Here is a 23,273-nt window from a genome sequence, read left to right as displayed (position 1 = left end):
GCGCCGAGTCGGCGCCGCCTTGGGTATCAACGCCGTCCCTTGAGCGCCATGGCCACGACCATTGCCGCCAGCGCGCACGCGCCGCCCAACGCATACACCGCGCCGTAGCCTTGCGCCCCGGCCAACCAACCGGCCGCAGGGCTGCTCAGCCCCAAAGCGATATCCAGGAAGGCCACGTATGCGCCCATGGCAGTGCCACGGCTTGCCGCGGGCACGCGGCGCACCGCTTCCACGCCAAAGGCCGGGAATGCCAACGAGTAGCCCGCGCCCGTCAATAGCGCGCCTGCATAGGCCCAGGCGGGCGTGGAGCCGGTCCAGATCAGCCATTGTCCCGCCGCCTCGATCAGCACGCAGATCAGCGCCACGCGCGCGCCGCCCAGTTTGTCGGGCAGGCCCGCGAAGAACACACGCGCCAGGATGAAGCCCGCGCCGAAGGCGGTAAACATCCATGCTGCGCCCTCCCAGCCCCGCTGCGAGAACAGCAGGCTCACAAACGCGGTGATCACCCCGAAGCCGACGCTGGCCAGGGCCAGCCCCGCGCCGGGCAGAAGCACCAGTCCCAGCACGCGATAGAAGGGCGTGCGCGCGCCTCCGGCGGCACGCACTCCGCGCAGGGGCAGCACCAGGGCCAGAGCCACCAGTGGAATCAACGCGGTGGCCCAGGCGATACCGGCGAAACCGGTGGCGCCATATAGCTGCATGCCGGCCGGCGCGCCCAGCGCGTAGGCGGCATAGATCGCCACGCCGACCCAGGCCATCACGCGGCCCGCATTCTGGGGGCCCACACGGCCCACGCCCCAGCTCAGGGCGCCGGTAACGATGAGGCTTTCAGCGCAGCCCATCAGCGCGCGTCCCGCCAAGAGCGCGGCCAGCGCCGCCTGCGGCCTGGCCGACAGGTCATCGGCCAGCAGATAGCACAGCCCCGCGACCGAGCCCAGCGCGAAACCGCCCACTACCGCGCGCTTGGCGCCGCGGCGGTCGGCCAGCGAGCCCGCATAGGCGCGCGACAACAAGGCGGCGGCAAATTGCAGGCCCGCCACCACGCCGACGACCAGCGCGCCCAACGCCAATGTGCCGTCCACGTACAGTGGCAGCACCGGCATGGGCAGACCAATCATGAAGAACCCGACGAATACCGCCAGCGCCAGCGGCAGCACTTGCGCGAACACAGAGCGCACGGGCCCCTGGGCCGCGGGCATGGCCCCGGCCGTCGATGAATGCGACATTGAATTTCCTTAAGTGAGAGATGCGCAATCCGGAACCAGTTAGAAAACCGCCGATGGCATAATCGCCGTGTGCGGGCGATGAACCGGATTGCCTGCCGGAAATTTTATGAGCCATTGCTCATATTCGATACTCGCCTTTCACAGTACCCATGACCGCCATCCCCCAGCCCCGGAAATCGCCACGCCAGCTCAGGTCCCAGCACACCGTAGAGACAATTCTTCAAGCCACGGCTCGCGTTTTGGCCACGCACGGCTATGCGGGCACCAACACCAACCTGATCGCGGAGACCGCCGGCGTCAGCGTCGGTTCGCTGTATCAGTACTTTCCCAACAAGAATGCCCTGATCGCGGCGCTGCATAACCGCCACGACAACCAGATGCTGGATGTCATCGACGCGGTCCTGGACAGCAATCCCGCCGCCACGTTGCGCGAGCGCGTCGCCGCCATCGTCGAAGCGATGCTGCACGCCCACCTGCTGGAGCCCGCGTTGCACCGTGTGCTGGAAAGGGAGTTTCCACTGTTCGACCAGCCGCATGAGCACAGCCGCGCGGACCAGGATATCCACAGGCGCATGCGCCATCTTCTGGAACTGCATCGCGCCGAAATCGCGCAGCAGGACCGCGATCTGGCGACCTATGTCGTCTTGCGCATCATGGAGTCACTGGTGCACGCGGCGGCGTTGGAACCGCCCGCGGGATTCTCGACACAGCAGCTGGAACAGGCGGTGGTCGATGCGGTGATGGGATACCTGGGCGAACCCGCCCCGCGCGCCGCACCGCGCAAGACGGCAAAGGCCCGCGGCTAGCCGCCACCGTGCACGGGCACGGGGCCTAGCGCCCTGGCGCCCGGGCCATCTGCGCCAGGCAGTCGGCGGCGCCGCCCGTGACAATGCGGGCGCTGCACGCCAACATGAGATTCAGGCTCAGGCCGAAGTCTTCCACGGTGTAGCCGTGCGCATCGACCATGCGCGACACGCCATCGTCGGCCGCCGCCCCCACCGCAACCTGGTCTATCAGCGTGCCCGCCTGGCCGGTATAGCCCCACACGGGCTTGCCGCAGGCAATCGCGTAACCGACTTCAAATGCGGTGCCGGAATCAGGCTCCGCGCCGCGGAACGGATTCAGGTTCGCCATCACCATATCCGCGCGCCGGATCAGGGCGACGTTCTCGCGATAGATCCATTGCGCCAACGCCAGCCCGGACAGATCCTGCGGCGCCTCGTTGTCCAACGGAAACAGGCCTTCGAACCCATAGGTGGCGCAAAGCGCCTTCAAACGCATTCCGTGCGCCGCCGCATCGGGCAGGAACACGTCGAAACCCGCCAGATACACGCTGCGCATGACGATTACTCCGGATCGGAAACGTTAAAGGCTTCGCCGGTGGCGAAGAAAGAGCCACCCGCCACGTAGTGCACGGAACGGCGCTCGTCGTCGGGAAAATGCCAGCGGTTGCCGGAAAACGCTTCCGGCGCGGCCCAGGCCGCCACGACTTCGCCGATGAAGAGATCGTAGGCCTGCTGGTTGTGCGGTTCGGGCACGACGCGGCATTCAAGCCAGCCCAGGCAGCCGCTGATGAGCGGAGCGCCGATCTTGCTGGCGGGAAAAGTCGTCAGGCCGCTGGCCTGGAACTTATCTTCGTCGCGGCCGGAATTCGTGCCCACCAGCAGCGTGGCGCGGGCCTGTGCCCGCGACGGGATGCACAGCGCGAATTCGCCCGACGCTTCGATCAGGCCGCGCGTGTAGGTGTTCTTGTCCACAACCACCAGCATCTTGGGCGGACTGAAATCCAGTGGCATGGCCCACGCCGCCGCCATGACGTTGCGCGCATCGCCGTGCGCGCTGGTCACCAGCACCGTGGGACCGTGGTTCAGCAAAAGATAGGCGCGGGACAGTTCTACGGGTTCGATGCTGGACATGCGGCGCTTCCTAGAACATGCCGTTCTTGTTGGCCGGATTCTCGGGGATTTCCTGGCTCACGTCCCAGTGCTCGACGATCTTGCCGTTATCCACACGGAAGATGTCCATGACGGCCTGGCCGCGGTCTTCCGGCGAATCGCGCCACAAGTTGTGGATAACCACCAGGTCGCCCTCGGCGATCACGCGCTTGATCTCGACGATGGACTGCGGGTGCTGCTCGAAATACGCGGGGAAGAAATCCACCAACGGTCCGATGCCGTCCTGCATGTAAGGATTGTGCTGCGTGTAGTTCGGGCTCACGTACAGGCGCACGGCCTCGTCGATGTCGCGATCCTGGAACATCATGCGAAAGAACGCCACCACGAGGTCCTTGTTGGACTGAGGCGGCGCGGCGCTTGCAGGCACGGCCGCTACGCACGAGACGGCAACCAGCATACAGAGGGCCAACGATTTCAACTTCATACGCATACGGAGCAAACTCAGGTGTCGGAACGCCGGCTGGCGGTGTGCCAGTTTACAAACAAAAACATGGATTCCGGCCCTTACCCCGAATGAAAAAGAGGCCTCTCATCGAGGCCTCTTCCTGCTTGCGGGCTGCTGTCGGCTGACCGATCAATAGCCGACCGTATAGCGGCGGCGCGAGTGCTTGGGCGCTTCAAGTTCATCGACCAGCGCGATGGCGTAGTCTTCCATCGAGATCCAGCTCTTGCCTTCGTCATCGGCCAGCAAGGTGTCGTCGCCCAGCCGGAACTTGCCGGTGCGCTCGCCCGGCTCGAACAGCGCGGAAGGCGACAGAAAGGTCCAGTTCAGCACTTTTTCTTGGCGCAAGGCGTCAAGGAAGACCACGCCGGCGCGGGCCTCGGGCTTGTAGGCGTCGGGGAATTCGGGAGTGTCGATCAGCATCTTGCCGGGCGCGACCAGCAGGCTGCCCGCGCCGCCCACCACCAACAGGCGCGGCACGCCCGCATCCTTCACCGCGCTCAACAGCGGCTTGGCATCGGAAGACACGAAGCGGGATGCGCTGATGACGGCGTCGTGGCCCGTCAGCAACGAAGTCAGCGCTTGCGGGTCGGTGGCGTCACCCTGCTTGACGGTCAGGCCGGGCTGAGGATTCACGTCGGAAAGGTTGCGGGCGATGCCCGTGACCTGATGACCGCGCTTGAGCAATTCGTCAGCCACGCGCGAGCCCACGCGGCCGGTAATTCCGATCAATGCAACTTTCATGGTCTTGCTCCTTGGGAAGGGAAAGCCCGGGCCGCCGCGACTTGCGGCGTTACGCGCCCCGGCTCAGGCAAAGCCATACTATTCGTTCAAATCCGATCAAAAAACCCGTAAAACTGGACGAGTTTTTTGCATTCTATGCATCAATAGCGGGAAAGCGCGGATGGAACGGGACAAAGCGGCGGTCTGCCGGGGCGGACCACGCCTGCCAATGCCAGTGTGCTCCCGGCGGCCCCGGTTGAACAGGGGGCCCCCGGAACAGGCATCAAGCCGCGGCGCGGCGCGCCTGGTAGACCTGCAGATGCGCATATGCCGTGCGCAGCGCGGTCGCGTCCACGCCCAGGGTGCGGGCGCGGCGGACCATGTCGCCAACGATGTGATCCGCCTCGACGGGCAGGCCCTGGCTAAGGTCGCGGAACATCGAGGCCGTCATCGGTTGGGTGCGGTCGGTCAGCAGCTTGCGCGCCGACGCGTCCGCTTCCGCGCGCACCGCATGGCCCGAGGCGGCGGCAACCGCCTGCGATTCCTGCAACAGCCCGGTCAGGATGTCGATGCCGTCGTCGGTGGAAGCGATCTGTCCGACCGTGCCGCGCATCAGGCAGGTGGCCGCGGCCAGCGTCGTCAGGAACACGTATTTTTCCCAGATGTCCTGGTAGATGTCGGTGCTCAGGCGGCTGACGTATTCGCCGCCGGCCAGGGCCTGTTCCAATGCTTCGCAGCGCGCGCTGCGGGCGGGGCCGGCGCGCTCGCCGAAAACGATGCTGGCATGCTTGCCCAGGTGCACCACCTCGCCATCCGCGCCCAGCGTGGCGTTGATCTGGCACAGGCCGCCCAGCACCCGGTGCGGCTCGAATTCGCGGTCCAGCACGTCGTACTGAAGCACGCCGTTCATGATGGGTAGCACCGCGGTATCCGGACCGAGCGCGGGGCGGATGGCCTCGATGGCGCTGGCCAGGTCATAGGCCTTGCAGCTCAGCACCACCACGTCGTAGCTGCCTTGCAGGGTCTGGTGCGTGACCAGCTGAGGATGCAGCGTGGCGTCGCCCAACGGGCTTTTGATGCGCAGGCCCTGTTCGCGGATCCGTGCGGCGCGCGGCTCGCGCACCAGAAAGGTCACGTCCGCGCCCGCCTGGGCCGCGCGCCCGCCGAAATACCCGCCGGTGCCGCCGGCGCCCAAGAACAAAATCCGCATGCCTGTCTCTCCGTGTTGGCTGCCCGCCGTCCGCGCGGGCTCATGGCGGAATTATGCGCCTTGCGGGGGCAGCGGGTGTTCGTGTTCCCGCCAGGCCTGGTATCCGCCTCGCAGGGCCCAAGTCTTGGGATAGCCGGCGGCGCGCAGGCGCGACGCCAGCAGCGCGGCCGACACCTCGTTGGGGCAGGCGCAGTACACGACGATGTCCGAATCCAGCGCCTCGGCATCCAGTGACGGCAAGGGCGCCTTCAGGTCCACGGCGATCGCGCCGGGGATGCGCTGCTCTTCGCGCAACGCTTCGGGGCGCACATCGAAGACCAGCGCGTTGCGGCCGTCCTGGCGCCATTGCATCAGTTCGTCCACCGACAGGCGCGGAATCACACGCAGGCTGCGCAGCAGGATACGCCGGCGCAGGAAGCGCGCCAGGATGTACAGCGCCAGCACGGCCGCAAGCACGCCCAGTCCCATCGCGCCGTAGGTGCCCAGGATCTCCAGGACGTCATTCACCACGTTATGGAACAGGCCGCCCAGCAGCAGGGCCGAGCCAGACCAGATCAGGGACCCAACCAGGTCGTAGCCCAGGAAACGACGGTAGGGCGTACCCGTCAGTCCCGCCATGACCGTGGACAAGGCGCCCGCGCCCGGCAGGAATTTGCACACCAGCAACGCGCGCACGCCGATGCGCAAGTACAGGCGCTGCGTCTGCCGGATGCAGGAATCCTGCGATAGCGACATCTTGCAGATCACGCCCAGCAGGCGCGAGCCGTAGCGCTGGCCCGCCGCATACCAGAGGCTGTCGGCCAGCAGGCAGGCGACGGTGGCGGCCAGCCAGGGAGTGAGCCACCCGCCCGCGCCAGCCAGCGCCCCCGCGGCGATCAGCATGGGGTAGGCGGGCACCGGCAGGCCGGCCTGCTCGACCAGCACATTGGCGAACACCAGCCACCCGCCGTACTGTTCCAGCAGCAGTTGTATATCTTGCATCGGGTCTTCCAGCGTGCCGCGCCACGCGCGCGGCTCATATATGCGATTTTAGGCGCGCGGACCCTGGATGGGGGGCTGGCGGCCGCAACGGGGCGTTCCACGCGCGTCCTGTCCACCCCGTGGGACGGCGCGCACCGCCGTGGTGCCACCAATCCCCGCCAGGGTGCCTATAATCCTGCCCGGCCATCAGGTTTCCCCGACTTGTCGCGGGAACGCCCCATGGCATACAACTTGCTTCGCCAGGGCTGGCTGCGAACCCGACCATTCGGATGGGGCGCGTCTCCTGGCGCTCCCATCCGATGACCGATCCCACGCCTTCGTTTCCGTACGCTAGTCCCGGCACGCCTGCCGGCGACCGTCTTATGGAACCGGGCCGGGGCAACGCGCGCGCTCACGCCGCGCGCGGGCCGGCGCCAAGCGCGCATCGTCTCCAATCCCTATCCCTTTCCCTCCCCGCGTAGGAGTCACCCGCATGAAAGCCTTTTCCACCCCGTCCGTCGCCGGCATCGCCCGCCGCGGCCTGCTCAAGCTGGCCGTGGCCGCCGCTGGCGCGCTGCTGTTCTCGGGCGCAGCCCAGGCCCAGGCGCCCGCCAAGACCAAGGTTGCCGCCATCTACACGGTGCCGGTCGAACAGCAATGGGTGTCGCGTATCCACAAGGCGCTGGTCGCGGCGCGCGATCGCGGTGAGATCGAATACACGTTCTCGGAAAACGTCACGAACGCCGACTACGAGCGCGTGATGCGCCAGTATGCCGAACAGGGCAACAAGCTGGTGGTGGGCGAGGCCTTTGCGGTGGAAGCCGCTGCCCGCAAGGTGGCCAAGGACTATCCGCAAACCGCTTTCCTGATGGGATCTTCGGGCAAGCCTCAGCAGCCCAACTTCTCGGTGTTCGACAACTACATCCAGGAACCCGCCTACCTGACCGGCATGATCGCCGGCGGCATGAGCAAGACCGGCAAGATCGGCCTGGTGGGCGGCTACCCCATTCCCGAAGTGAACCGCCTGATGCACGCCTTCATCGAAGGCGCCAAGGAAGTGAACCCGCAGAGCGAATTCACCGTAACCTTCATCGGTTCGTGGTTCGATCCCCCGAAGGCCAAGGAAGCCGCCTTCGCCATGATCGACAAGGGCGCGGACGTGCTCTATGCCGAACGCTTCGGCGTTTCCGACGCCGCCAAGGAACGCGGCAAGCTGGCCATCGGCAACGTGATCGACACGCAGCAGCAGTATCCCGAAACCGTGGTGGCCTCGGCGCTGTGGAGCATGGAGCCCACCATCGAAGAAGCGCTCAAGCAGGTGCGCGCCGGCACGTTCAAGGCCGATGACTACGGTCAGTACTCGCTGATGAAGCACAAGGGCTCCTCGCTCGCCCCCCTGGGCACCTTCGAAAGCAAGATCCCCGCCGACCTGATCGCCAAGGTGCAGGCCAAGCAGAAAGCCATCCTGGACGGCAGCTTCACCGTCAAGGTCAACGACAAAGAACCCAAGTCCTCGGCACGATGAACCAAGCGCCTCTCGCCCTGCAACTCGCAGGGATCACCAAACGCTTTGGCAGCCTGACGGCCAACGACGACATATCGCTCACGCTGCGCCAGGGCGAAGTGTTGGCCTTGCTGGGCGAGAACGGCGCCGGCAAATCGACCCTGGTATCCATCCTGTTCGGCCATTACGTGGCCGACGCGGGCAGTATCGAAGTCTTCGGCCTGTCCCTGCCCGCCGGCCGGCCCGACGCCGCGCTGGCGGCCGGCGTCGGCATGGTGCATCAGCACTTCACGCTGGCCGACAACCTGACCGTGCTCGACAACATCATGGTCGGCACGGAATCGCTGTGGAAGCTGGCGTCCGGGCGCGGCAAGGCGCGGCAGCGCCTGGTCGAACTCGGCCAACGCTTCGGCCTGGGCGTGGATCCGGATGCGCGCGTGGGTACGCTGTCGGTCGGCGAGAAGCAGCGGGTGGAAATCCTGAAGGCGCTGTATCGCGGCGCGCGCATCCTGATCCTGGACGAGCCGACCGCCGTGCTCACGCCGCAGGAAGTGCAGGACCTGTTCGCGACCTTGCGCGGCTTCGTCGACGAAGGCCTGGCCGTGATCTTCATCTCGCACAAGCTGGACGAGGTAATGGCGGTGTCCAGCCGCGTGGCGGTGCTGCGCCAGGGCAAGCTGGTGGCCGAACGCGAGACCGCCAGCACCAGTCCCGCAGAACTGGCCGAACTGATGGTGGGCCGCAAGGTTGTCATGCCGCATGCGGAAGCCGTGGCCGCCGCCGAGCAGGCTGCGCCTGTGGTAACGCTGTCGCAAGTCACCGTGCGCGACGGCCGCGACGGCGCGACGCGCCTGGATAGCCTGGACCTGGTTATCCACAAGCATGAAATCGTGGCGATCGCGGGCGTGGCCGGCAACGGCCAGCAGGCGCTGGTGTCGGTGCTGACCGGCCTGCGCCAACCCACGGACGGCACAATCCGCCTGGGCCCCGAACATGCGGCTGCCCCCACAACGCCGGCCGGCTGGACCGCCGCGCACGTGGGCCGCATTCCGGAAGACCGCCACGGCGAAGGCGTGATCGGCGACAGCCCGTTATGGGAAAACGCCATCGTCGAAGACCTGAAGGACCCGCGCTTCGCGCGCTGGGGCCTGATCCGCGCGCGCGCCGGCCGCGCCTACGCCCAGGCCCTGGCCAAGCAGTTCGACGTGCGCGCCGCATCGCTCGACGTGCGCACGCGCAGCCTGTCCGGCGGCAATATGCAGAAGCTGATCCTGGGCCGCACGCTCGCGCGCGAACCGCGCTTCATCGTGGCCGACCAGCCCACCTGGGGCCTGGACATCGGCGCGGTTGCCTATGTGCGCGAACAGCTCCTGGCGGCGCGCACGCGCGGCGCTGGCGTGCTGCTGGTCTCCGAGGACCTGGAAGAGATCTTCGCGCTTGCCGACCGCATCGCCGTGCTTTGCGGCGGCAAGCTGATCGCCGTGAAACCGGTGTCCGAATGGACGCCCGCCACGGTGGGCCTGGCCATGACAGGCACACGGGGATGACAGCCCGTTCCCTTCCGCGCGACTCCACCTCCTATCGAGCATTACTCGCATGAAACTGATCCTGGAACGCCGTCCGGAGCCCAGCCGCCTGGCGCTGGCCGTGGCGCCCTTCGCGGCCATCGCCTTCACGCTGGCGGTCTGCACCCTTCTGGTGGCCTGGGCCGGCGCCCCCGTGGGCCGCACCTACGCCTTGCTGTTCGAAGGCGCGTTCGGTTCGCGCTTCGCGTTGTCGGAAACGCTGACCCGAGCCACCCCGCTGATGCTGACCGGCCTGGCTTGCGCCGTGGCGTTCCGCGCGCGCTTCTACAACATCGGCGCCGAAGGCCAGCTGTACCTGGGCGCGCTCGCCGCGGTCGCAGTGGGCGGCCTGCACGACGGCACAGGCTTCGACCTGCCCGTGCCTGCGCTCTTTGCCGGCATGATGCTGGCGGCGGCGCTGGCTGGCGCCTTGCTGCTGCTGATTCCCGCCCTCCTCAAGACCCGGCTGGGCGTGGATGAAGTGGTGACGACGCTGCTGGGCAACTTCATCGTGCTGCTGTTCGTATCGATGATGCTGGACGGCCCCATGAAGGATCCCATGGCCATGGGCTGGCCGCAGTCCGTGGCCCTCAATGGCGATCTGGAACTCGGCAAGCTGATCGAGCGCACGCGCGCCCACACCGGCCTGCTATGGGCGGCGGGCCTGGCGCTGGGACTGTGGTTGTTGAATCGCTACACGGTATTCGGTTTCCAGATGCGCGCGGTCGGCGCAAATGCGCATGCCTCCCGCTTCCTGGGGCTGCCCGTGAACCGCGTGATGCTGGGCACCGCCATGCTGTCGGGCGCGCTGGCCGGCCTGGCCGGCGCGATCGAAGTGGCCGGCCGCACGGGCTACGTCACGCTGGACATGTCTCCGGGCTATGGCTACACCGGCGTGGTGGTCGCCATGCTTGCCGGCCTGCATCCGTTGGGCGTGATCCTGGCCAGCCTGTTCGTCGCCGGCATGCTGGTGGGCGCGGACAGCATGAGCCGCGCCATCGCGGTGCCGAACTACATCGCCGACGTCATCGTCGCCACTTCGTTGCTCGCCATGCTGGTCGCGACGCTATTCGCGCAGTACCGCCTGCGCCGCAACCGGGCCTGAGGAGCGCGCCATGGAATGGATGGATCTGATGAGTTCTTCGGCGTTCTGGGTGGCGGTGCTGCGCCTGGCGACGCCGCTGATACTGGGCACGCTGGGTGTCCTGCTGTGCGAACGCGCGGGCGTGCTGAACCTGGGCATCGAAGGCATCATGGCCGCTGGCGCCTTTACGGGCTGGCTGGTGGTGTACCTGGGCGCGCCGTTATACGTGGGCGTGCTCGCCGCCGCACTGGCAGGCGCGGTGTTCGGGCTGCTGCACGCCGTGCTGACCGTTCCGCTGGGCCTGTCGCAACACGTGTCGGGCCTGGGCGTGACGCTGCTGGCCACCAGCCTGAGCTACTTCGCATACCGCGTCACCTTCCCCAGCGTGAACACGCCGCCCACGATCACGCCGTTCGCCGAAATGAAATTCCTGGATGGCATTCCCATCATCGGACCGGTGCTCGCGGGACAGACGCCCATGACCTTGCTGGCCTTGGCCGCGGTCCCGTTGCTGGCCTGGGTACTGAACCGCACGCCGGTCGGCCTGGCGATCCGCATGGTGGGTGAGAATCCGGCAGCGGCCGAAGGGCAGGGCCTGTCGGTGACGCGCCTGCGCATGGGCGCCATCGTTGCCGGTTCGGCGCTCATGGGCGTGGCGGGCAGCTTCCTGACGCTGGCGGCGTTCAACGCCTTCTTCTTCAATATGGTCAACGGCCGCGGCTGGGTCTGCGTGGCGCTGGTCGTGTTTGCCTCATGGCGGCCCGGCAAAGCGCTGCTGGGCGCGCTGATCTTCGCCTTCTTCGACGCGCTGCAATTGCGCATGCAGCAAGGCGGCGCAGCTCTGCCCGGCCTGCCGGAGTTGCCGTACCAGGTCTATCTGATGCTGCCCTACGTCCTGTCCATCCTCGCCCTGGTGGTGATGGCGCGCCGCGCCGCCTACCCGCAAGCGCTGATGAAGCCCTACCGTAAAGGCGAAAGATAGAGAAGGGCCCACCCCCGAAGCGCTGCGCGCTTCCCCCTCAAGGGGGCGTCGCTACGGACCGGCGGAGCCGGCTCCGTGCGACCCGGATCGGGTACGCCGGTTTGCTGTGGCGGGGGCGCAGTACCATGAACAACAGAAACCTTCCGCAAGGAATTCCATGCTCGATCTGATTCTTAGACATTGCACGCTGCCCGATGGCCGGCAGAATATTGACATCGGCATCGCCAATGGCCGCATCGTGGCGTTGGAGCCGGCGCTGAAGGCCGAGGCCGCGCAGACCGTGGACGCGGGCGGCCAGCTGGTGTCGCCGCCTTTCGTGGACGCGCACTTCCATATGGATTCCACGCTGTCCTTCGGACTGCCCCGCGTGAACCAGTCGGGCACGCTGCTCGAAGGCATCGCGCTGTGGGGCGAACTGAAGCCGCTCTTGACGCAGGAAGCGCTGGTCGAGCGCGCGCTGGCCTATTGCGACTGGGCCGTTGCCCGCGGCCTGCTGGCCATCCGCTCGCACGTGGACGTGTGCGACCCGCGCCTCCTGGCCACCGAAGCGCTGTTGCACGTACGCGAGAAGGTCAAGCCTTACCTGGCCCTGCAACTGGTGGCTTTTCCGCAGGACGGCGTGCTGCGCGCCCCCGGCGCCCTCGACAACCTCAAGCGCGCCCTGGACATGGGCGTGGACGTAGTGGGCGGCATTCCGCATTTCGAGCGCACCATGCAGGACGGCGCGGAATCGGTGCGCATCCTCTGCGAACTGGCCGCCGAACGCGGCCTGCGCGTGGACATGCACTGTGACGAAAGCGACGACCCGCTGTCGCGCCACATCGAAACGCTGGCCTACCATGCCCAGCGCCTGGGCTTGCAGGGCCGCGTAACCGGCTCGCACCTGACGTCCATGCATTCCATGGACAACTACTACGTTTCCAAGCTGATCCCGCTGATGCGAGAAGCCGGCGTGGCCGCCATTGCCAACCCGCTGATCAACATCACGCTGCAGGGCCGCCACGACACCTATCCCAAGCGCCGCGGCATGACGCGCGTGCCCGAGCTGCTGGCCGCCGGCGTGCCCGTGGCCTTCGGCCACGACTGCGTGATGGATCCCTGGTACAGCCTGGGATCCGGAGACATGTTGGAAGTGGCGCACATGGGCCTGCACGTGGCCCAGATGACGGGGCAGGACGCCATGCGCGCCTGTTTCGAGGCCGTGACCACCACGCCCGCGAAGATCCTGGGCCTGGACGAAACCGGCCTCGCGGTCGGCAAGCGCGCCGATCTGGTGCTGCTGCAGGCGCGCGATGCCGTCGAGGCCCTGCGCTTGCGCGCCACGCGCCTGATGGTGCTGCGCGCCGGCCAGGTGGTGGCTACCACGCCGCCCGCCACGGCAACGCTGAATCTGCCCGGCCGTCCGGCGCAGGTCAGCTTCCAGACCCCGGCCCGCTGAACGCACCAGGCGCGGCGCGGCCGCGCCTCACTTCAGCGGCAGGCAGATGCGCGTCTGCAGCTGTGCGGGCGGCGTCGTGCGGGGATCGTTCAGGTACTGCTCGAACATGGGGAAGTCCGCCGGCACCTCGCCGCTACCCGGCAGCCATTCCGAAAACATCCAGTTATAGGGCTTGTCCATCTCGTTGTATGGCCCGGTGTAGGTCAGTATGGCGCAACGGCCTTCTGGAATCTCGAAGCGTTCCAGTTCGCTGCCCAGGTCCGCATCGGGCGCCACCGACATGCCGGCCATGGAGCGCAATTGGCCGGCCGGCACTTGCTCGGGGTCGTCGAAGTACACGCCGTAGCCAATGGAATCCGGCTGTGCGATGCCGCGGCTGATGGCGAGCATGAAGGCTCGCGAAAACAGCGGGCCGATTTCCTGATAGCTGCCCCGATGCGGCAGAACCGCCAACGTCGCGCCGGGAAAGGTTTCGATCTTGATGGGATACATGCCTAGCTCCTTTGGGTCGAAGGGACGGGAGCGGGCCGCCCGGTAGCGCCCCGGCGAAATGCCGAAGGTCGCGCCGAATGCCCGGTTGAACGCCGCGTCCGACTCATAGCCGGCGCGCTGCGCCACCTCCCGCAAGGAAGCCTCGGAATGCCCCAGCGCCACCGCCGCGCGGTGCATGCGGATACGCTGCACGGTGGCGTTCACCGTTTCTCCCATCATGGCGCGGTAGACGCGATGGAAGTGATACGGCGACAGGCAGGCCAGCTCCGCCAGCCGGTACAGATCCGGATCGGCATCGGGGTGGCTCGCCAGCCAGCGCAGGACGGGCTCCAGGCGCTGGCCATAGTGATTCAGGGTTGCGGGCTTCATGCGGTCTCCTTGGAGGGCAATGTAGCGGGCCGGCCTTTGCAGATTTTGCGCTTTTTAGCGCGTATCCTCGGCGCGGCCCTCAGCGCCCGATTTCCCGATTCCAGCGGGCGTTGAACGCAGGCCGGGATTCATTGATCTGATCCCAGTTCGGGATCCTGGCGTTCGACATATAGCCCTGGAAGCGCTGCAGCGCATCCGCGTGGCCGGCGGGCGCCAGCACATTGCGGTTGGACGGAAAGTGTCCACCCATCTCCAGCGCTTTCGTCTGCGCCTGCGCCGACAACAGGTACAGCGCCAGCTTTTGCGACAGTTCCGGTTCGCTGTTCCCGGCGACGACGCACTCGCCTACCATCAGGATCATCGCTCCCTCCCTGGGTTGCGCGTATTCCACGTGCACGCCCCGCCTCTTCAGGCGGGAAATGGCCGTGGGCGTCCAGGGAAACAGCGCAGCCCGGTCCGCCTGCACCATGTCCGCCAACCGCGCCGAATCCGGGATGTATTCGCGCACGTTGGGTCCGATGGTGGCCGGCCACTGCGCGAAACCCGGTTCGTAGTTCCGGTCGTCGCCGCCCAGGATGCGGTTGACCATCAGGAACGCGTGCAGGCCGAAGGTGCTGCTGGCAGCCGACTGCACCACGACCTCGCCCTTGTACTTGGGGTCCGCAAGATCCATCCAGGAAGTGGGCGGGGCCCAGCCCCGCTCCGCGAACACCTTGGTGTTGTAGCCCAGGCCGGTCATGCCGATATCGATGCCCGCGGCCATGCGGTCCTTCTTCAGCGCGGTGGGATACAGCTCTTTCAACACCGGATCTTCATTGAGCGGCGCGCACAGGCCCATGGATATCGCACGCGCCATGATGCCGTCGTCCAGGAACATGAGGTGCAGCCGCGGCTTGTCCTTGTCGGCCTGCGCCCGCGCCAGCACCTCCGTGGACATGCCCGGCTCGACCACGATCCTGACGTTATGGGCGCGCTCGAATTCCGGAAACACGTGCTGCGAGAAGGCGCGCGCCATGTCGCCGCCGTTCATCCCGACGTAAAGCGTCTTCTGTTGCGCCACGGCTGCGGCCGACAACAACATCGCCAGTACAGCGCCCAGCAGCGGCATGCCCGCGCCCGGACGGCGCGGACCAACTTGTTTGTTACGTGTCATGGAGCTTCCGCATTTGCTCATGTGTCCTCCCAGGCCGGCGCGCCAACGAAAAAAGCCTGGCACTAACGTGTCCAGGCTTTTGTCCATGGCCCGCGGAACCATTCAGTTCGGGTAGGTTCCGGGCAGCAGGATGCTGCGGTCGCCGGGCTCGATCGAGCGACGGCCGCACAGCGCCATCGTCGTATCCATTTCCTTGTACAGGATCTCCAGCACGCGGGTAACGCCAGCTTGACCGTATGCGCCCAGGCCGTAGAGGAAAGCGCGGCCGATCATGGCGCCGCGCGCGCCCAGCGCCACGGCCTTAAGGATGTCCTGGCCGGAACGCACGCCGCCGTCCATCCACACTTCGATCTTGGAGCCGACGGCGTCGGCGATCGAGGGCAGGGCGGCGATGGACGACATGGCGCCGTCCAGCTGGCGGCCGCCGTGGTTGCTGACGATGAGCGCATCGGCGCCGCTATTGGCGGCCATCTGCGCGTCTTCGACGTCCAGGATGCCCTTGATGATGAGCTTGCCGCCCCAGCGCTGCTTGATCCATTCGACGTCGTCCCAGCTCAGGCGCGGGTCGAATTGTTCGGCCGTCCACGACGACAGCGAAGACAGGTCGCTCACGCCCTTGGCGTGGCCGACGATGTTGCCGAAGGTGCGCCGCTTGGTGCCCAGCATGCCCATGCACCAGCGCGGCTTGGTGGCCAGGTTGATGAGATTGCGCAACGTGGGCTTGGGCGGCGTCGACAAGCCATTCTTGATGTCCTTGTGCCGCTGGCCCAGGATCTGCAAGTCCAGCGTCAGCACCAGCGCCGAGCAGCCAGCCGCCTTGGCGCGGTCGATGAGGTTGGCGACGAACTCGCGGTCGCGCATCACGTAGAGCTGAAACCAGAAGGGCTTCTTGGTCGCAGCGGCCACGTCCTCCAGCGAGCAGATGCTCATGGTGGACAGCGTGAAAGGGACGCCGAAATCCGCCGCGGCCTTGGCCGCCAGGATTTCTCCGTCGGCGTGCTGCATCCCGGTCAGGCCGGTAGGCGAAATCGCCAGCGGCATGATGACGTCGTGGCCCACCATGGTGGTGCGCAACGACCGGCCTTCCATGTTCACCGCCACGCGCTGGCGCAGCTTGATCTTCTGAAAATCGCTTTCATTGGCGCGGTACGTGCCTTCGGTCCAGGCGCCGGAATCCGCGTAGTCGTAGAACATGCGCGGCACGCGCTTCTGCGCAATGGCGCGCAGATCTTCGATGCAGGTGATCGTAGAAAGGTTAGCGGTCATGGAGTGGTCTATGGAGTGTTGGGGCGCCAGCTGCGGCTCGTTATTTTTAGACGCCGGGCCGCCAGCTGCGGGCAGCTCCAGCGATTGCGCGGGCCTCGCAAGGCCCGCAACGCCGCCCAGTATACGCGCCGAGGCCGGCAAGCGTCGCTTGCCGGCCTCGTTCGCCCCCCTGTCGCAGGGACTCTTGCGGCCCCTGCGCCCCCTTATCGCGGCCAGACCTTGGACACGGCCCGGATCGTCGCCCATGCCACCCAGCGCGGGCTTGTCAGTCGCGCTCCGGGCAGGCGCCGCATCACGTCCACGGCCAGGCCGCCGCGCTTGTGCCACTGCTTCTTGCGCGTCTGGCTGTCCGTCCAGCGGCCTTCCAGCCACGGGAACTCCCGGCGGCCCGGCTTGTAGACCGGCGGCGTGTTGTAGATCAGGATGTACGCCAGGCGCGGCGACTGCGAGGTATTCGGCCCGGTAAAGTGCAAGGTGCGGGCGTCGTGAACGGTGATGCCGCCCGGATCCAGCGGTTCCGGCACCGCCTGGTCACGCGGAAAGTCGCCGCAGCACTCCAGCGGATGCAGCGTCTTGTCGCCACCCGGCGAGCGATGCTCCAGCACATCCCATTTGTTGGACCCGGGGATGAACTGCATGCAGCCGTTTTCCGTGGTGGCCGGCTGCAGCGCCAGCCAGATGCTGAGTTCGTTATAGATGAAGTCCGGCGAACGGAAGGCCTCGTCCTGGTGCCATGGCGTTTCCGGCCCGTGCGGGCCTGGCTTGAGCAGGGCATGCTCGCCGTACAGGGCCGCCTCCGGTCCCAGCAGCTGGCGGGCCAGTTCCAGCGTGCGCTCGTGGTACTCGGTCTTCAGAAGACCCGGGGCATAATGGCGCGGATCGTGCAAACTGGGAAACTTGGCGGGTTTGGACGGGTCGTCGCGGCTTACAAAGTCATACTGCGCGCCCTCGTTGTAGCCGGTTTTGTTCGCGAACAGGTCGAGCAGCGTCCTGCGGATGTAACCCACCTCGTCCTGCGGGCACATGTCCTTCAGGGCCAGGTAACCCTGCTCCCTGTAGCGCGCTGTCTCAGCTTCCGACAACAAACTGGTCTCTTCCATAATGGCTTCTCCAAGCTCTGGTAACGGGTGTTCCCGCTGGCACGTTTTGACATGAGCTCTAACGTATCGCCAGGGGCCGCCCGGGCCTATAGACCATCCGCCGTAGCCATTACCGCCTACGTACATCGCCGCGTGCGGCGCCTCATCCGAGAGAGAATCGATGCAAGACCCTAAAGCCGATACCCATATCGAGACCGTGCACGTCACGATCACCGGCACCGTGCAGGGTGTGGGATACCGCCACGCCACGGTCCGGCGCGCCCATATGCTGGGCGCCAAGGGCTGGGTGCAGAACCTGCCGGACGGCACGGTCGAAGCCATGGTGCAGGGCACCGCCGACCAGGTCGATCACATGCTGGAATGGCTGCGGCGCGGCCCGCCGGGAGCCAGCGTGCAGGAAATAACCACCCGCCGGGAGTACACCGATAAGCGTTACATCCGTTTCGAGCAATTGTGAGCTCGACGCGTCTGTTCGCCGTTATGGATTAGTCTGCTCGGCCGATGCGGGCGGAGGGCTCAGCGCGTGCGCAGCCAGCGGCCGCCCAGCTGATTGAAAAGCAGGCCCGCCAGCACGCCGGCCACGCCCAGCCATTGCATGGGCTCCAGGCGTTCGCCGAAGGCCACGGACGCGGCCCACAAGCCCACCACGGGAACCAGCAGCGAAAACGGCGCGATCTTGGCGGCGGCGTGGCGCGTCAGCAACTGCGTCCACAAGGTGTAGGCCAGCAACGTAGCCAGCCCCGCCAGGTACACCACAGACAGGATCTCGCCCCAGCCCATGCCGAGAATCATGCCCGTTACTGGCTCCCACCCGTCGATCAGCACGGCCAGCAACAGGAACGGCAGCACCGGTGCGGCGCTGCTCCAGGCGATGAAGGCGAACGGGTCGTAGCCTGGCGACTTGCGGCTGGCCAGGCGCACGATAATGTTGGACACCGCCCACATGAACGCGCCGCCCAAGGTCAGCACGAAGCCCAGCATGGTCATCTGGCCCGGCCCTTCACCGCGGCCGCCGGCAATGACCGCCAGCCCTAGCGCCGCCACGCCCAGCCCGATCCAGTGATGGCGTTGCGCGCGCTCATGCAGGATGGGGGCCGCCAGCAGCAGCGTGAAAAAAGCCTGCGTCTGGATGACCAGCGAGGCCATGCCGGCCGGCATGCCGAATTTCAAGGCGGTGAACAACAGCCCGAACTGGCCCAGGCCCTGGACCAGCCCATAGGCCGCGACCCAGCGCCACGGCAAGCGCGGCGCGCGCACGAAGAGAATCAATGGAAAGGCCGCCAGCGCGAACCGCAGAGCGCCCAAGAGCATGGGCGATAAGCCCCGCATGCCGACTTTCATTGCGACGAAGTTGGTGCCCCAGATGACCACGACCGCCAGTGCGCAGAGATAGTCTTTTCGGGAAAGATGGGTCGTGGTCATGCGGCATTATCGCATCGGCGCCGCCCGGGGAACGGAGCAGATCAGCGGCCGTTCAGCACCGTTTCGAAGGCCAGCACCGCCGCGTCGATGTCCGCGTCGCCGATGTGGCGATGAGTCACGCAGCGCAGCCGCGTGCGGCCCCATGGGCGCACCAGCAGGCCCGCCGTCTGCAGCGCCGCTACCCACTCCGTATTGCTCAAGCCGGTGCCCGCGGTTTCGACCTGCACGATGTTCGTCTGCGGTTCGGTCGCCGAGATGGCCGGTCCCAGCCGGTTGACGCCCACGCTCAGGCGGCGTGCGCGCGCATGGTCTTCGACCAGCCGGCCGCCCATGGTCTGCACGCCTTCCAGTCCGGCCGCGGCCATGATGCCCGACTGTCGCTGCGTGCCGCCCAGCATGCGGCGCAGTACGCGGGCACGAGCCATCACGGGTTGGCTGCCCGCCAGAACCGCGCCCACCGGCGCGCTCAAGCCCTTGGACAGACACAGCGACACCGTGTCGGCATGGCGGGCAATTTCCTCCGCCGCCACACCCAGCGCCACGGCCGCGTTGTACAGCCGCGCGCCGTCCAGATGCACGGGGGCGCCGGCCGCCTGCGCCAGGCTGCGGACCGCCTGCATGTGATCCAGCGGCAGCACCGCGCCGGCGGCATTGTTATGCGAGGTTTCCATGGTCACCAACGCGGTCTTCAGCCTGTGGCCGCCGGGCAGCAAGGTCTCTTCCAGCCGGTTCAGGTCCATGGCGCCGTCCGTCCCCGGCACGCCCAGGTAAAACACGCCGGTGAACGTGGCGGCGCCACGTTCGGACGTGTACATGTGCGCGGCCGACTCCAGCACGACCTGTTCATTGCGCTGCGTCTGCGCCAGGACCGCCAGCAGATTGGCCATGGTGCAGCTGGGCACGAACAGCCCGGCTTGCTTGCCCAGCTGCGCGGCCACATAGGCCTCGAGCTCGCGCACGGTGGGGTCGCCGTCCAGGCCGTCATCGCCAATGGGGGCGGTGCGCATCCGTTCGTACATGGCCGCGGTGGGATGGGTGACCGTGTCGCTGCGCAGGTCGACGGGTGCGTGCGCGGCGGCGGAAGAGGTCTGGTTCATGGCTATCAGTGCTGCAGGATTTTGGAAAGAAACTGGCGCGTGCGCGGCGCACGCTCCTCCACATCGCCGAAAAACTGCTCCTTGTCGCAGTCCTCCACGATTTTGCCGCCGTCCATGAAGATCACACGGTCGGCGACGCGGCGGGCAAACCCCATTTCATGGGTCACCACCATCATCGTCATGCCTTCTGCGGCGAGGTCGGTCATCACGTCCAGCACCTCGTTCACCATCTCCGGGTCCAGGGCCGAAGTCGGCTCGTCAAAGAGCATGACCACAGGGTCCATGGACAGCGCGCGCGCGATTGCCACGCGCTGCTGCTGGCCCCCCGACAATTCCCCGGGATGCTTGTCTTTGTGCGCCGACAGGCCCACGCGCTCCAGCAACGCCAGCGCGCGCTGGCGGGCTTCTTCCTTGCCGCGCTTAAGCACCTTGAGCTGGCCCAGGCACAGGTTCTCGGTCACCGACAAGTGCGGGAACAGCTCGAAGTGCTGGAACACCATGCCCGCCACCGCGCGCAGCTTGGGCAGGTTGGTTCGCGGATCGCCCACCGAAATGCCGTTGACCAGGATCTCGCCCTTCTGAAAGGGCTCCAGCGCATTCACGGTTTTGATCAGCGTGGACTTGCCGGAACCCGAAGGGCCGCAGACCACGACGACCTCGCCGCGGCCGACGGTGGTGGAGCAATCGTCCAGCACCTGAAAATCGCCGTACCACTTGCTGACCTGCCTGATCTCGATCATCGAGGGAGTGGAAGAGAGTTGCATCGTTGAAACCTGTGGATAACTGGAAGGGCCGCGCTAGCGCAGCACCCGCGTGCGCTTTTCCAGCAGCTTGACCAGGCGGGACGCCGTGAAGCAGATCACGAAATACACCACCGCCACGAACAGATAGAGCTCAACCAGGCGCCCGTCGCGCTGACCGATCTTGGCGGCCGCGCCCAGGAAGTCGGTCAAGGACAGCACATACACCAGCGAGGTGTCCTGGAACAGAATGATGATGCGCGTCAGAAGCGCCGGCAGCATGTTGCGAAACGCCTGGGGCAGCACCACGTAGCGCATGCCCTGCCAGTGGTTCAGCCCCAGCGCCATGCTGGCCGACACCTGGCCGCGCGCGATCGACTGTATGCCCGCGCGCATGATTTCGCAGAAATACGCGGCCTCGAACAAGGTGAAGGTGATCACGGCCGAGTTGAACGCCCCCACGCGCAGCGGCGTGGGCGAACCCACCACCCAGGCGGCAATGTAGGGCACCAGGAAATAGAACCAGAAGATCACCAGCAAGAGCGGGATCGAACGCATCACGTTCACGTAGATGCCCGCCGGCACCGACAATATCCTGAACCGCGATAACCGCATCATGGCCAGCAGCGTGCCCAGCGCGAGGCCCATTACCGCGGCCAGCACCGTCAGTGTCAGCGTGAACGTCATGCCCGTCTGGAACAGATAGGGCAGCGCTGTCCATATCACGTCGAAATCGAATTTGCCCATGTCGCTTCCCTAGGGCCTTTTCGCCGAACCGATCAGTCCGGGCACCGCGACATGGCGCTCGAGCATGCGCATGCCCAGCACCACCATGCCGTTGATGATCAGGTAGATCACCGTGGCCGCGGAGAATGCCTCGAAGATGTGGAAGCTGAATTCCGCCATCGAACGGGCCTGGCCCGTCAGCTCCAACAGCCCTATCGTCAGTGCCACCGACGAATACTTGATGGTGCCCATGAACTCGGAGGTCAGCGGCGGCAGCACGATGCGGAACGCCTCCGGCAGAATGATGTAGCGATACACCTGCGCCTCGGTCAGGCCCAGGGCGGTGCCCGCCTGGAATTGGCCCCGCGGCAGGGACTGTATGCCTGCGCGCAATTGCTCGGCCACGCGTGCCGACCCATAAAACCCCAGGCACAGCACGGCGGGCACGAACTGGCCCCAAGGCTGCGGCATCTGCTTCATCGCCAGGCCCCAGGCATGCGGCAGCAATTCCGGCAGCACGAAATACCACAGGAACATCTGCACCAGCAGCGGGATGTTGCGAAACACCTCTACATAGGTTGCGCCCAGCGCATTCATCAGGCGCGAACTGGCCGTGCGCATCACCCCCAGCCACGACCCCAGCAATAGCGAGAACACCCATGCGCTCAGGGCCAGCGCCAATGTCCAGCCCACGCCGATGCAGATCGTCTCCAGGAAGGTATGCACGCCGTCCGGCGACATATCCAGGAAGACGCTCCAACTCCAGTTGTAATTCATGCCCGTCCCTTGATGGCGATGCCGGCCGCGCGGCTGGCGGCCGGCGTCTGGCCCGGCGGCAGCGGGACGCCCCGCGCCCCGCCGCCAGCCTGCTTACTCGTACGCCTTGGGGTCGCCGGAATCCGTCGGATTGGCCAGCGCGCGCTTCAGGGCATCGCTCATGGGGTACTTCAGGTTGATCTGCTTGGGCGGGATCGGCGAATTGAAGTACTTGTCGTAGATGGCGGCTACCTTGCCCGACTTGATCAGGTCGCGCACGGCATCGTCCACTACCTTCTTGAAGGCGGGATCGTCCTTGGGTTCCATGATGCCGTAGGGCGCCATTTCCAGCCCCTTGGTACCGATCACGAAGGCGTCGGGATTCTTCGACGAAGCGACCGCGCCATAGGCAATGCCGTCGTCGTTGGCCGAACCCGCGGCGCGGCCCGACTCCACCATCAGGATCGTCTCGGCCGTGTCCTTGGTGGGCGCCATGGTGATGCCCAGGTTGCCCTTGGCATTGAGCTGCGAGATCAGGCGGAAGGTCTGTCCGCCGGCTTGCGCGGCAATGGATTTGCCGCGGAACGACTCCAGGTTGTTGGGGTCGACGCCGCCGTCCTTGCGCGCCACCAGCACCACCTGTGCCACGAAGGTCGTGGGCGCGAACGACACCAGCTTGTGGCGTTCGAGGTTGTTGGTGGTGTTGCCGCATTCCAGGTCGATGGTGCCGTTGGCCAGCAGCGGGATGCGTGTGGCCGACGTGGTCGGGTTGTAGCGAACCTCAAGCTTCGGCAGCTTCAACGCGGCCTTCACGTATTGCGCGACTTCCTGGCAGATCTCCACCGTGTAGCCGATCGGCTTCTGGTTGCCGTCAAGATAGGCGAAGGGGACCGAGGTCTCCGGATGGCCCAGCGTGATCACGCCGGTTTCCTTGATCTTGTCCAGGCGGCTGGGGCCTTCGGCGTGGGCGGATGCGGCGCTGCCAAGCAGGGCCGCGGCGACGGAGATCGCAGCAAGTGCTTTCATCTGATTCCCTTGGCGCCGTTCGAGCGGCGCATGCTTA

24 protein-coding genes are annotated in these 23,273 nt (G+C 66.3%); 7 read left to right on the top strand and 17 right to left on the bottom strand.

Translation table 11 applies throughout. From position 1 onward, the window contains the following. Positions 1 to 26 precede the first annotated feature (26 nt). On the bottom strand, positions 27 to 1,226 hold the full coding sequence (locus CEY08_RS05950) for an arabinose transporter (RefSeq protein WP_076816894.1): 1,200 nt from the start codon (positions 1,224 to 1,226) through the stop codon (positions 27 to 29). 149 nt (positions 1,227 to 1,375) lie between these two features. On the opposite strand from CEY08_RS05950, the gene CEY08_RS05945 reads away from it, so the two are divergent. Next, on the top strand, positions 1,376 to 2,032 hold the full coding sequence (locus CEY08_RS05945; RefSeq protein WP_042795819.1) for a TetR/AcrR family transcriptional regulator: 657 nt from the start codon (positions 1,376 to 1,378) through the stop codon (positions 2,030 to 2,032). A 25-nt stretch (positions 2,033 to 2,057) separates the two neighbouring features. On the opposite strand, the gene CEY08_RS05940 is transcribed toward CEY08_RS05945, so the two are convergent. The 6 genes from CEY08_RS05940 to CEY08_RS05915 form a co-directional block, all read right to left on the bottom strand. Further along, positions 2,058 to 2,567, bottom strand: coding sequence for a nucleoside 2-deoxyribosyltransferase (locus tag CEY08_RS05940; protein ID WP_076816892.1), 510 nt, complete (start codon positions 2,565 to 2,567; stop codon positions 2,058 to 2,060). A 5-nt stretch (positions 2,568 to 2,572) separates the two neighbouring features. Continuing rightward, positions 2,573 to 3,142, bottom strand: coding sequence for a flavin reductase family protein (locus tag CEY08_RS05935; RefSeq protein WP_063639145.1), 570 nt, complete (start codon positions 3,140 to 3,142; stop codon positions 2,573 to 2,575). Between the two features lie 10 nt (positions 3,143 to 3,152). Next, positions 3,153 to 3,611, bottom strand: coding sequence for a nuclear transport factor 2 family protein (locus CEY08_RS05930; RefSeq protein ID WP_084738643.1), 459 nt, complete (start codon positions 3,609 to 3,611; stop codon positions 3,153 to 3,155). Between the two features lie 144 nt (positions 3,612 to 3,755). After that, the gene (locus tag CEY08_RS05925) at positions 3,756 to 4,367 is read right to left on the bottom strand and encodes an NAD(P)-dependent oxidoreductase (RefSeq protein ID WP_076816888.1); all 612 of its coding nucleotides are present in this window, start codon (positions 4,365 to 4,367) and stop codon (positions 3,756 to 3,758) included. Between the two features lie 262 nt (positions 4,368 to 4,629). After that, positions 4,630 to 5,556 carry a 2-dehydropantoate 2-reductase gene (gene panE / locus CEY08_RS05920; RefSeq protein ID WP_076816886.1) on the bottom strand — a complete coding sequence of 309 codons (927 nt, stop codon included), beginning with the start codon at positions 5,554 to 5,556 and terminating at the stop codon, positions 4,630 to 4,632. Between the two features lie 51 nt (positions 5,557 to 5,607). After that, positions 5,608 to 6,537, bottom strand: a complete 930-nt coding sequence (locus tag CEY08_RS05915) for a DedA family protein/thiosulfate sulfurtransferase GlpE (protein WP_063961597.1) — start codon at positions 6,535 to 6,537, stop codon at positions 5,608 to 5,610. A gap of 472 nt (positions 6,538 to 7,009) precedes the next feature. Here CEY08_RS05915 and CEY08_RS05910 point away from each other — a divergent pair, with 472 nt between their 5' ends. From CEY08_RS05910 to CEY08_RS05890, 5 genes are all read left to right on the top strand, one after another. Then, positions 7,010 to 8,041, top strand: a complete 1,032-nt coding sequence (locus tag CEY08_RS05910; protein WP_063961598.1) for a BMP family protein — start codon at positions 7,010 to 7,012, stop codon at positions 8,039 to 8,041. Continuing rightward, positions 8,038 to 9,567, top strand: a complete 1,530-nt coding sequence (locus tag CEY08_RS05905) for an ABC transporter ATP-binding protein (protein ID WP_063639140.1) — start codon at positions 8,038 to 8,040, stop codon at positions 9,565 to 9,567. Before CEY08_RS05910 ends, CEY08_RS05905 begins: the two co-directional genes overlap by 4 nt. Before the next feature lie 49 nt (positions 9,568 to 9,616). Then, positions 9,617 to 10,690, top strand: coding sequence for an ABC transporter permease (locus CEY08_RS05900; protein ID WP_063639139.1), 1,074 nt, complete (start codon positions 9,617 to 9,619; stop codon positions 10,688 to 10,690). 10 nt (positions 10,691 to 10,700) lie between these two features. Then, positions 10,701 to 11,651, top strand: coding sequence for an ABC transporter permease (locus tag CEY08_RS05895; RefSeq protein ID WP_042795824.1), 951 nt, complete (start codon positions 10,701 to 10,703; stop codon positions 11,649 to 11,651). A 157-nt stretch (positions 11,652 to 11,808) separates the two neighbouring features. After that, positions 11,809 to 13,089 (top strand): amidohydrolase family protein, encoded by a 1,281-nt coding sequence (locus CEY08_RS05890; RefSeq protein WP_076816884.1) that lies wholly within the window; start codon positions 11,809 to 11,811, stop codon positions 13,087 to 13,089. Positions 13,090 to 13,116: 27 nt separating this feature from the next. On the opposite strand, the gene CEY08_RS05885 is transcribed toward CEY08_RS05890, so the two are convergent. From CEY08_RS05885 to CEY08_RS05870, 4 genes are all read right to left on the bottom strand, one after another. Further along, positions 13,117 to 13,950, bottom strand: a complete 834-nt coding sequence (locus tag CEY08_RS05885) for an AraC family transcriptional regulator (RefSeq protein WP_076816883.1) — start codon at positions 13,948 to 13,950, stop codon at positions 13,117 to 13,119. A gap of 79 nt (positions 13,951 to 14,029) precedes the next feature. Beyond that, positions 14,030 to 15,103, bottom strand: coding sequence for an extracellular solute-binding protein (locus tag CEY08_RS05880; protein WP_076818067.1), 1,074 nt, complete (start codon positions 15,101 to 15,103; stop codon positions 14,030 to 14,032). A 102-nt stretch (positions 15,104 to 15,205) separates the two neighbouring features. Then, positions 15,206 to 16,369 (bottom strand): alpha-hydroxy acid oxidase, encoded by a 1,164-nt coding sequence (locus tag CEY08_RS05875; RefSeq protein ID WP_042795827.1) that lies wholly within the window; start codon positions 16,367 to 16,369, stop codon positions 15,206 to 15,208. Positions 16,370 to 16,572: 203 nt separating this feature from the next. Further along, on the bottom strand, positions 16,573 to 17,469 hold the full coding sequence (locus tag CEY08_RS05870) for a phytanoyl-CoA dioxygenase family protein (RefSeq protein ID WP_042795828.1): 897 nt from the start codon (positions 17,467 to 17,469) through the stop codon (positions 16,573 to 16,575). A 160-nt stretch (positions 17,470 to 17,629) separates the two neighbouring features. Between CEY08_RS05870 and CEY08_RS05865 the strand changes: the two genes are divergently transcribed. Then, positions 17,630 to 17,926: an acylphosphatase gene (locus CEY08_RS05865; protein ID WP_063961602.1), complete on the top strand. Its 297-nt coding sequence runs from the start codon at positions 17,630 to 17,632 to the stop codon at positions 17,924 to 17,926. 59 nt (positions 17,927 to 17,985) lie between these two features. On the opposite strand, the gene CEY08_RS05860 is transcribed toward CEY08_RS05865, so the two are convergent. The 6 genes from CEY08_RS05860 to CEY08_RS05835 form a co-directional block, all read right to left on the bottom strand. Beyond that, positions 17,986 to 18,891, bottom strand: a complete 906-nt coding sequence (locus CEY08_RS05860; protein ID WP_076816880.1) for an EamA family transporter — start codon at positions 18,889 to 18,891, stop codon at positions 17,986 to 17,988. 41 nt (positions 18,892 to 18,932) lie between these two features. Next, positions 18,933 to 19,988 carry a threonine aldolase family protein gene (locus CEY08_RS05855; protein ID WP_076816878.1) on the bottom strand — a complete coding sequence of 352 codons (1,056 nt, stop codon included), beginning with the start codon at positions 19,986 to 19,988 and terminating at the stop codon, positions 18,933 to 18,935. A 5-nt stretch (positions 19,989 to 19,993) separates the two neighbouring features. Then, positions 19,994 to 20,728, bottom strand: a complete 735-nt coding sequence (locus CEY08_RS05850) for an amino acid ABC transporter ATP-binding protein (protein WP_063961604.1) — start codon at positions 20,726 to 20,728, stop codon at positions 19,994 to 19,996. Positions 20,729 to 20,785: 57 nt separating this feature from the next. Continuing rightward, positions 20,786 to 21,475: an amino acid ABC transporter permease gene (locus CEY08_RS05845; protein ID WP_063639135.1), complete on the bottom strand. Its 690-nt coding sequence runs from the start codon at positions 21,473 to 21,475 to the stop codon at positions 20,786 to 20,788. 9 nt (positions 21,476 to 21,484) lie between these two features. Continuing rightward, entirely contained in the window at positions 21,485 to 22,231 is a 747-nt protein-coding gene (locus CEY08_RS05840) for an amino acid ABC transporter permease (RefSeq protein WP_063961605.1), read from the bottom strand. Between the two features lie 93 nt (positions 22,232 to 22,324). Continuing rightward, positions 22,325 to 23,236, bottom strand: a complete 912-nt coding sequence (locus CEY08_RS05835) for an amino acid ABC transporter substrate-binding protein (RefSeq protein ID WP_042795834.1) — start codon at positions 23,234 to 23,236, stop codon at positions 22,325 to 22,327. Positions 23,237 to 23,273 lie beyond the last annotated feature (37 nt).

The organism is Achromobacter insolitus, from assembly GCF_002209555.1.
GTDB classification, from domain to species: Bacteria; Pseudomonadota; Gammaproteobacteria; order Burkholderiales; family Burkholderiaceae_B; genus Achromobacter; species Achromobacter insolitus.
This window is presented reverse-complemented; position numbering and strand designations above follow the sequence as displayed.

Coding starts and splice junctions, on each gene's coding strand:
- CEY08_RS05915 (WP_063961597.1), bottom strand. CDS start 6,537: ATGCAAGATATACAACTGCTGCTGGAACAGTACGGCGGGTGGCTGGTG.
- CEY08_RS05885 (WP_076816883.1), bottom strand. CDS start 13,950: ATGAAGCCCGCAACCCTGAATCACTATGGCCAGCGCCTGGAGCCCGTC.
- CEY08_RS05855 (WP_076816878.1), bottom strand. CDS start 19,988: ATGAACCAGACCTCTTCCGCCGCCGCGCACGCACCCGTCGACCTGCGC.
- CEY08_RS05840 (WP_063961605.1), bottom strand. CDS start 22,231: ATGAATTACAACTGGAGTTGGAGCGTCTTCCTGGATATGTCGCCGGAC.
- CEY08_RS05880 (WP_076818067.1), bottom strand. CDS start 15,103: ATGACACGTAACAAACAAGTTGGTCCGCGCCGTCCGGGCGCGGGCATG.
- CEY08_RS05850 (WP_063961604.1), bottom strand. CDS start 20,728: ATGATCGAGATCAGGCAGGTCAGCAAGTGGTACGGCGATTTTCAGGTG.
- CEY08_RS05875 (WP_042795827.1), bottom strand. CDS start 16,369: ATGACCGCTAACCTTTCTACGATCACCTGCATCGAAGATCTGCGCGCC.
- CEY08_RS05845 (WP_063639135.1), bottom strand. CDS start 21,475: ATGGGCAAATTCGATTTCGACGTGATATGGACAGCGCTGCCCTATCTG.
- CEY08_RS05860 (WP_076816880.1), bottom strand. CDS start 18,891: ATGACCACGACCCATCTTTCCCGAAAAGACTATCTCTGCGCACTGGCG.
- panE (WP_076816886.1), bottom strand. CDS start 5,556: ATGCGGATTTTGTTCTTGGGCGCCGGCGGCACCGGCGGGTATTTCGGC.
- CEY08_RS05945 (WP_042795819.1), top strand. CDS start 1,376: ATGACCGCCATCCCCCAGCCCCGGAAATCGCCACGCCAGCTCAGGTCC.
- CEY08_RS05890 (WP_076816884.1), top strand. CDS start 11,809: ATGCTCGATCTGATTCTTAGACATTGCACGCTGCCCGATGGCCGGCAG.
- CEY08_RS05895 (WP_042795824.1), top strand. CDS start 10,701: ATGGAATGGATGGATCTGATGAGTTCTTCGGCGTTCTGGGTGGCGGTG.
- CEY08_RS05905 (WP_063639140.1), top strand. CDS start 8,038: ATGAACCAAGCGCCTCTCGCCCTGCAACTCGCAGGGATCACCAAACGC.
- CEY08_RS05925 (WP_076816888.1), bottom strand. CDS start 4,367: ATGAAAGTTGCATTGATCGGAATTACCGGCCGCGTGGGCTCGCGCGTG.
- CEY08_RS05910 (WP_063961598.1), top strand. CDS start 7,010: ATGAAAGCCTTTTCCACCCCGTCCGTCGCCGGCATCGCCCGCCGCGGC.
- CEY08_RS05930 (WP_084738643.1), bottom strand. CDS start 3,611: ATGCGTATGAAGTTGAAATCGTTGGCCCTCTGTATGCTGGTTGCCGTC.
- CEY08_RS05935 (WP_063639145.1), bottom strand. CDS start 3,142: ATGTCCAGCATCGAACCCGTAGAACTGTCCCGCGCCTATCTTTTGCTG.
- CEY08_RS05950 (WP_076816894.1), bottom strand. CDS start 1,226: ATGTCGCATTCATCGACGGCCGGGGCCATGCCCGCGGCCCAGGGGCCC.
- CEY08_RS05940 (WP_076816892.1), bottom strand. CDS start 2,567: ATGCGCAGCGTGTATCTGGCGGGTTTCGACGTGTTCCTGCCCGATGCG.
- CEY08_RS05870 (WP_042795828.1), bottom strand. CDS start 17,469: ATGGAAGAGACCAGTTTGTTGTCGGAAGCTGAGACAGCGCGCTACAGG.
- CEY08_RS05835 (WP_042795834.1), bottom strand. CDS start 23,236: ATGAAAGCACTTGCTGCGATCTCCGTCGCCGCGGCCCTGCTTGGCAGC.
- CEY08_RS05865 (WP_063961602.1), top strand. CDS start 17,630: ATGCAAGACCCTAAAGCCGATACCCATATCGAGACCGTGCACGTCACG.
- CEY08_RS05900 (WP_063639139.1), top strand. CDS start 9,617: ATGAAACTGATCCTGGAACGCCGTCCGGAGCCCAGCCGCCTGGCGCTG.